The organism is Megasphaera sp. DISK 18, assembly GCF_001682955.1.
GTDB lineage: Bacteria > Bacillota > Negativicutes > Veillonellales > Megasphaeraceae > Megasphaera > Megasphaera massiliensis.
Window position 1 is genome coordinate 1 of the sequence record NZ_LUGJ01000051.1, and the last position, 6,185, is coordinate 6,185.

5 protein-coding genes and 1 tRNA gene are annotated in these 6,185 nt (G+C 44.9%); all 6 read left to right on the forward strand.

The genetic code is table 11. The annotated features are described in order from the left end of the window. Positions 1 to 394: 394 nt before the first annotated feature. Positions 395 to 1,588, forward strand: coding sequence for a CaiB/BaiF CoA-transferase family protein (locus A0U42_RS09900; RefSeq protein WP_065360836.1), 1,194 nt, complete (start codon positions 395 to 397; stop codon positions 1,586 to 1,588). 22 nt (positions 1,589 to 1,610) lie between these two features. Continuing rightward, positions 1,611 to 2,510 (forward strand): hydroxymethylglutaryl-CoA lyase, encoded by a 900-nt coding sequence (locus A0U42_RS09905; protein WP_065360837.1) that lies wholly within the window; start codon positions 1,611 to 1,613, stop codon positions 2,508 to 2,510. A gap of 51 nt (positions 2,511 to 2,561) precedes the next feature. Further along, positions 2,562 to 3,830, forward strand: coding sequence for an SLC13 family permease (locus A0U42_RS09910; protein WP_141669521.1), 1,269 nt, complete (start codon positions 2,562 to 2,564; stop codon positions 3,828 to 3,830). A gap of 228 nt (positions 3,831 to 4,058) precedes the next feature. Next, a tRNA-Val gene (locus tag A0U42_RS09915) sits at positions 4,059 to 4,135 on the forward strand. 295 nt (positions 4,136 to 4,430) lie between these two features. Further along, positions 4,431 to 5,303, forward strand: a complete 873-nt coding sequence (locus A0U42_RS09920) for a Rossmann-like and DUF2520 domain-containing protein (protein WP_065360838.1) — start codon at positions 4,431 to 4,433, stop codon at positions 5,301 to 5,303. Next, the gene (panB, locus tag A0U42_RS09925) at positions 5,296 to 6,135 is read left to right on the forward strand and encodes a 3-methyl-2-oxobutanoate hydroxymethyltransferase (RefSeq protein WP_065360839.1); all 840 of its coding nucleotides are present in this window, start codon (positions 5,296 to 5,298) and stop codon (positions 6,133 to 6,135) included. The genes A0U42_RS09920 and panB overlap by 8 nt, the downstream gene beginning before the upstream one ends. Positions 6,136 to 6,185 lie beyond the last annotated feature (50 nt).

Consider the following 6,185-nt stretch of genomic DNA (forward strand, 5'->3'; position numbering starts at 1 on the left):
GATAGCTTCTTTATTATTGAGATTGGGCGATTTCAGTGGATTATCAGGGAATTTATCGTAAAGAAAAAATAAATTTTTTTTTATGGAAAATCGTTGATATATTGTAGCGTGTATATAATACAGTATTACACATATTCGTACATAGAGATAAGAATTATTTATTGGCTAAACGTTTATCTTAGTCTATGAAAGGATTAACATGATGAAATAATAGAACGTATACTGGACGTTTAATGAATACAATAATACACATAAAACTACATATTAAAAGAACGAGCTGATTTGCCAATTGGTGAAATACGGCCGTATAATGGGCCTATCAAACAACGGCAGTATCATAGTCCGGACAAACACACTGCCTTTTATATTCAACAAAAGGTATAAGGTGATAACTATGACAAAAGCTTTGGAAGACGTAACCGTTTTGGATTTAACTCGGGTGTTGGCGGGCCCATTTTGTACGATGATGTTGGCTGACTATGGAGCCAATGTTATTAAAATTGAGATGCCCGGTAAGGGTGATGATACGCGTTCATTCGGCCCTTTGAAAAACGGTGCCAGCATGTATTATGCCAATGTTAATCGTGGGAAAAAAGGTGTTACTTTAAATTTAAAGGCTGAAGAAGGGAAACAGATTTTTAAAGATCTAGTTCGTCAGGCCGATGTCGTCGTCGAAAATTATCGTCCTGGTGTCATGGATAAATTAGGTCTCGGATATGACGTCTTGAAAGAGGTTAATCCCCAAATTATTTATGCAGCTGTATCTGGATTTGGTTGTTATGGTCCGAACCATCAACGTCCAGGCTATGATATTATCGCTCAAGCTACAGGTGGGTTGATGAGTATTACCGGGGAACCGGGTGGACATCCTATTCGTGTAGGGAATGCGATGGGGGATGTGCTTGGCGGCATGAATTTGACGATTGGTATTCTAATGGCTATTCACGCTAGACGTTTGACCGGAAAGGGACAGCGTGTCGATGTATCTTTGGTTGATTCAGTTGTTGCCAGTCTCGAAACCGGAACGCAGCGATTTTTTGCTTCCGGGAAACAACCGGAACTTATGGGGAACCGTTATGCAGCAGCTTATCCTTATGACTCTTTTAAAGCTAAAGATGGACTATTTGTTATTGGGTGTGGCAACGATAAACTTTTTAAATTATTATGTGAAAAAGTTTTGTATAAACCAGAACTTCTGCAAGATCCACGATTTGAAACGAATCTCAAACGATGTGACCATCATGCTGAATTAAAGCCGATTATCGAAGAATGGAGTCATCAATATACGATTGATGAGGCCGTAGAAAAAATATTACAGGCTGGTGTTCCGGCAGCTCCTATTAATGATTTATATCGTATTACGACGGATCCGCATATTGCACAAGCACGAGAAATGTTTGTTCCACTCCATCATCCTGTTATAGGAGATATGAAAGTTAATGGTAATCCTGTTAAATTGATGGATACCAAGGCAGATATATCTGTTCCGGCCCCAAATTTAGGACAAGACAATGGCGCCGTTTATAAAGAATTTCTTGGGATTGATGAAAATGCGTTGGCAGTATTGGCAGAGAAAAAAATCATTTAGTAAGTGAAAAGGAGATAATATCATGACTAGGAGCGTTAATTTTATAGAAGTTGGACCTCGAGATGGTTTTCAGAACGTAAAACAGTTTATTCCAACAGAAGAAAAACTTAAAGTTATCGATATGTTAGTTGATGCTGGTGTCAAATCAATAGAACTTGGGTCATTTGTACATCCGAAAGCAATTCCGCAAATGAAAGATATTAAGGAAGTCGTAACAAGAAGCTTAGAAAAACATGGGGATAAAGGACTTGATTTCTTTGCTCTTGTGCCGAATCTTTTTGGGGCAAAGGCTGCAGCTGAAGCTGGATTGAAAAAGATAGATACTGTTATTTCGGTCAGTGAATCTCATAATAAAGCGAATATTAATCGGACGGTAGAAGAATCACTTCAAGGACTTGAAAAAATTCGTCAAGAACTGCCTGATATGGACATTTTGCTTTCGATGGCAACGACATTCACTTGTCCCTTTGAAGGTGTAACACCGATTGAAAATGTCCTTCGGGTTATCCGGCGAGCTACGGAAGTAGGAATTCATAAGTTTTGCTTAGCTGATACGATTGGTCAGGCAGATCCTAAAATGGTACGAGATACCATCGCGGTTATTAAGCAGGTTTTCCCGGATGAATATTTGGAGTTACATATTCATGATACGAGAAATATGGGGGTGGCTTGCACGCTGGCCGGCATTGAAGCGGGAGTGCCTAATGTACAAGCTGCACTTGGCGGTCTAGGTGGATGCCCATTTGCACCTGGTGCGTCCGGTAATGTTGCATCTGAGGATTTGATTTATATGTTCAATGCCATGGGAATGGATACCAATATTGATTTTGATAAATTAGTAGCTGCAGCAAAGTATGAAACAACAATTATTGATGGTAAATTTAGCAGTCATCAAATTTATGTTGATTCACCGTGTGTATAAGTCATTATACCTTGCTTGGCTAAACAATTGGTATGAAAGGGGAGTATCATTATGGCAATGGATTTATTAGCTTTATTAATCTTCATTGCAGCAATTATCTTGGCCTTTGTTCGTCATGTCAATATCGGGATAGTAGCATTGGCTGTAGGCGCAGTTAGTATTCGTATATTTGGCTTAGCGGATAAAAATTTAATTTCCGGTATTAGTAGTTCCATGTTCTGTACCTTAGTAGGTATTACGCTTTTGTTTGCAGTTATTAAAAAAACCGGTGCATTGGATTTATTGGCGCAGAAAATTATTGCATCAACGGGCAAGCGAGTTTGGCTTCTTCCTATCGCCATGTATATTGCCGGCTTTATTGTTGCCGGGATTGGCCCTGGCGCTATACCGGCTTTAGCAATTATTCCTGCATTAGCGGTTACAACTGCTCTCCAGGTTGGCTATAATCCTATTATGTTGGCTGTTATTGGTGAAATGGGTTTAATGGCTGGACGTATGACTATTCTTACACCTGAAGCCGCTATCATAACGACAGCTGCATCGAATGCAGGAATTTCAAATGTCATGCCGACAGTACTTGCGTGCCAGACCTTGGTTACTGTGATTGGCAGTATTGCTATTTTTATCGTCTATAAAGGCTATAAACTTAAAGCGCCGAAGAATGATATCGGGCAAGAGTTACCTGCTTTTTCTAAGTGTCAATTGATTGCCTTAAGTGGAATCATTGTTATGTTGGTATTGATGATTGCAGGCCATGTAAATATAGGCCTTGCAGCATTTATTGCAGTAGCCCTTTTGGTATTGGGTGGCGTAGCTCAAGATGGAGAATGCATAAAGGACATTCCATGGGGAACAATTATCATGGTTTTGGGTGTCGGGGCTTTCCTCGGTGTTGTAGATAACGTTGGCGGTATCAAGCTTATGAGTTCTTGCATTTCCTCTCTGATGAACGAATCGACAGCGACACCTTTGATGGGGATTTCGGCAGGCTTGTTGAGTCTTGTTAGTTCTGCACTGGCTGTTGTATATCCCACGATGATGCCTATGTGTGCAGATATTGCTCAGCAAGTCGGTGGTAGTACGGATCCTGTAGCCTTGATGGCTGCTGTTGGGACTGGTGGCTCTTTGGCTGGATTATCGCCCATGTCGACTGGGGGCGCTTTGATCCTAGCTGCTATGGGGACAAATATTAAGAATTTCACATCTACACAACAAACCAAAATTTTTGGTGAATTATTAGCCATTGCTGGTGGTGCCTTTATCCTCATTGCTGGTGTATCAGCTCTCTTCTTCAATATGATTGCGGCTGCTTTACACTAAGCCTGATTGTTTATTTAAAGTATCTCTTAATAAGAGATGAGACGTTAGAATATACCGTATAGGTCAATGAAACACAGGCAGCTCTATGATATTATATCTTCATGGAGCTGCTTTTTGTTTTGAGGTAATTGCTTCTTACATCAGATTACCATAAAAATAATCAAAAGGACTTGCCAAGACATCGAAGATGCGTTATAATAATAAAGTCGCATGACAAATTCATATTGAGGGCGGTTAGCTCAGTTGGTTAGAGTATCTCGTTGACATCGAGGGGGTCGATGGTTCGAATCCATTACCGCCCACCAAAGCAAACATATCCGAATGTGGCAGGAATGCCGATTCGGATATGTTTATTTTTTTGCTTCAAAGAGGAATGTCTATTCCTAAATGATATTGGTAAAGTTTTCACAAATAGTGTATTCTGTAGTTGTAACCGGGATTGGACGGAATCCGTGGGATCCGTACCGCTAAGGTCTCGGCTGCACCTATTTTTAATTTCATAGCATGTCGCTTGGATCGAAAGACTGGGACGAAATTTGTAGACGTAGGCTTTTTGTGCGCATTCCCGGGTGGAATGCGCTTTTTTTGAGGGAGTACATCATGCGTTTAGGGATTATCGGTGCCGGCAGAGTCGGCACTTCTTTTGTTTTAGCCATGCCTTCGGCCGTTGAAGGTATTCTTTGTTCCACAAAAGAACATACGACGCAGCGGGCGCAGTCCCTTCAGGTCAAGGCCTATTCCGACGGGGCCGATCTTCTTCGGCACTGTGATGTCCTGCTGCTGACGGTACGTGACGATGTGATCGGGAGCGTTGCCGGGGCGCTGGCAGAGGCTCTTTCCGGGGATGACGGGGCTTATGATACGGTTATCCTTCACTGCAGCGGGGCCATGGATTTGTCTTCTCTTGAGCCGTTGTCGGCCTTGGGATTTTCGGTGGGCAGCCTTCATCCGCTGCAGAGCTTTGCCGCACCGTCGGGAGATTTGCTGCGCCATATTTATATGGCTGTCGACGGCGATGACCGGGCTAAGGAAGCGGCCCTTTCGCTGGTGACATCTCTTGACAGCAAGCCTCTTTTTGTGCCGCCGGAAGAACGGGTCCTCTACCACGCCGCTGCTTGTTTTTGCTCCAATTACGTCGTGACGGCTGTCGCTCTCGGGCAGCGGCTCATGCGGCGCTGGACGGAGACGGACAAGGAGGCTGCGCAGTCGCTGATGCCTCTCCTTAAGGGGACGGTGGGAAACCTCGAAGGCACCGATCGCTGGCAGAAGGCCTTGACCGGACCTGTTTCTCGCGGCGATACGGGGACGGTGGCCAAACACCTGGAAGCCATGCCGGCCGATTTGGTCGCTCCTTACTGTGCCTTCAGCAAGGCCGCGGGAGAACTCTCTTTAGAAAACGGAACGATTACGGAAAACCAGTATGAAGTACTGAAAGAAATCCTTGCGATGGCGGAAGGAGTTCACAATGAATAAGAAAGTAACGAATCTGACCATCAAGAAAATGAAAGGGGAAGGGACGCCCATTTCCATGATTACGGCTTATGACTACGTCATGGCGCAGAACGTCGACGAAGCCGGTATCGACATGATCCTCGTCGGTGATTCTTTGGGCAATGTCGTCATGGGCCATACGTCGACCCTGCCGGTTACCATGGACGATATGGTCCATCATACGGCAGCTGTCGTCCGCGGGACGAAGCGGGCGTTGGTCGTTGCCGACATGCCTTTCATGAGCTATCAGGAAAGTGTCTGCCAGGCCCTTCACAATGCCGGACGGTTGATGAAGGAAACGGGCTGTGATGCCGTAAAATTAGAAGGCGGCGCCAGTGTCTGTGAAGCTGTCAAAGCCATGACGACGGTCGGCATTCCCGTCGTCGGTCATATCGGCCTGACGCCGCAGTCGGTCCATCAGCTCGGCGGCTACCGCGTGCAGGGGAAAAATGCCGAAACGGCGAAACGCCTGATCCGGGAAGCCTTAGCCCTAGAAGAAGCCGGTGCCTTTGCTATCGTCTTGGAATGTGTCCCGACGGATATTGCCGCGGAAATTACGAAGGCCTTGAAACAGGCGGCCACTATCGGGATCGGTGCCGGCAATGTCTGCGACGGCCAGGTCTTGGTCTGCACGGACCTCCTCGGCATGAGCGGCGGTTTCCGTCCGAAGTTCGTCAAGACCTATGCCGACCTCCATCAGACCATCGTCGATGCCGTCGGCCAGTACATCAAAGACGTGCAGGATCGGAGTTTCCCCAATGAGGAATACAGTTTTGCTGTCGATCCGGACGTCGTCAAAGCCATGAAGGAGTAGTCGATTTTTAAAATTGCTGAGAAAGCCTTGTCTGAACTGCTACCCGTCAA